Origin of the sequence: Tepidiphilus thermophilus (assembly GCF_001418245.1) — a bacterium.
Classification (GTDB): domain Bacteria; phylum Pseudomonadota; class Gammaproteobacteria; order Burkholderiales; family Rhodocyclaceae; genus Tepidiphilus; species Tepidiphilus succinatimandens.
This window is the reverse complement of sequence record NZ_LIPU01000031.1, coordinates 1-1640: the sequence shown is the minus strand read 5'-3', so window position 1 is coordinate 1640 and position 1640 is coordinate 1. Positions and strand designations below refer to the sequence as shown.

Annotated in this window: 1 protein-coding gene; it reads right to left on the bottom strand. The window is 65.7% G+C overall.

What is annotated here, in order from left to right:
• Positions 1-26 precede the first annotated feature (26 nt).
• Positions 27-1582, bottom strand: a protein-coding gene (locus tag ASC37_RS11150) for an IS3 family transposase (RefSeq protein WP_088178290.1) whose coding sequence is annotated in 2 segments (ribosomal slippage) — positions 27-1150 and positions 1150-1582 — 1557 coding nt in all. Because the reading frame shifts where the segments join, the coding sequence is not laid out codon by codon here.
• Positions 1583-1640 lie beyond the last annotated feature (58 nt).

Here is a 1640-nt window from a genome sequence, read left to right as displayed (position 1 = left end):
AGATAGTTGTCGCCTGATTCATGCAATCACCTGCCTTCTATTTCAGCTTGGGTAGAGTCCCGAACGACGCTGTCCCGTTCCGGGTTGAGCGTGACGGCCCCGATCGGTGTCCAGTCCCGTGTCTGCCCGGACCAGCGCGCCGGGTGACGTTCGCGGGCTTGAAGATAGGTCTGGTGCCGTGCCGCCAGGATCGCATGGTCTTCCCCGGCATGCCGTTGGGCGGGGGTGACGTAGCGCAGGCCGCTGTGGCGGTGCTCGACGTTGTACCAGTGCACGAAGTGCTGTCCCCACTGGCGGGCTTCGTCCAGGCTGGCGAAGCCGCGCGCCGGGAATTCGGGGCGGTACTTCGCCGTTTTGAAGAGCGATTCGACGAAGGCGTTGTCGTCGGACACCCTGGGGCGAGAGTATGAGGGCTTGATCCCCAGCCAGTGCAGCATCGCCAACACCGTGGTGGCCTTGAGCGTGCTGCCGTTGTCGCCGTGCAGCACGGGTTTTTCCGGCAGGGCGTGGAGGCCTTCGGCCAACGCGGTGCGCTTGAGCAGGCTCACCGCGTGTTCTGCCTCATCGGTGGCATGAATCTCCCAGCCGACGATCTTGCGGCTGTACAGATCCATGATCAGATACAGGTAGAACCACTGCCCCTTCACGTGGGTGGGCAGGTAGGTCATGTCCCAGCACCACACTTGTCCGGGGGCGCTGGCTACGTGCGTCGTCGGCGCTCGCGTGCGCTGCGGCGCACGGCTGCGCCCACGGTGACGGGTTTGTCCGTGGGCACGCAGCACGCGCTGAAAGCTCGATTCGCTGGCAAGATAGACGCCCTCGTCGGCCAGCGTGGGGACGATGCGCGCCGGGGGTTGGTCGGCGAAACGGGGCTCGTTGGCCAACGCCTGGATCCTCGCCCGTTCTTCGTCGCTGAGCGCATGCGCCGGCTGCGCACGCTTTGCCAGGGGCCTGCGGTCCCCCTGGCGCAGTCCTTCCTGCGCTTTCCAGCGCTGCAGGGTGCGCAGCGTCATGCCTGCGACCTCGCAGGCCGGGCGTAGGCGCGCGCCGGCTGCGTGTGCCTCATCGATGTGTCGGACCAGTGTTTGGCGATCTTCCAGGCCGATCATGCGTCCTCGTCCTTGGGGAAGATCGCTTCGAGCTTTTTTGATAGCACCAGCAACGCTGCCGCTTCGGCCAGCGCCTTTTCCTTGCGGCGCAGGTCGCGCTCGAGTTCCTTGATGCGACCCCGCTCGGCCTTCTTCTCCCGCAGAGCCTGCCGTGCGACTTCCTCGGGCTCATCGAGCGCCTGCAGGGCGGCGGTGCGCCATTGCTCGAGCGTCTGGGGATACACGCCATGCTCGCGGCACCAGGCCCCTTTGCTCGCCTCGTCCATCGCGGCGGTCGAGAGCACCGCTTCGAATCGGGCCCCCGCACTCCAGCCCCGCTCGCCAACGGGCTGGGAGAGCGCCTCGGCTCGCCAGCGCGCTAGCGTCGCAGCTGAAATGCTCAGCTCTCGCGCCAGCGTCTGCACCGCGACACTTTCTGGCGGCAACAGCCGTGCAACCGCCCTGTCCTTGAAGGACTGTCCGTATCTGGCCACTTCGTTCTTCCTTTGTCGCCCTCTGGTTTCAGGATCTATCGAGACGACAACTATTCTG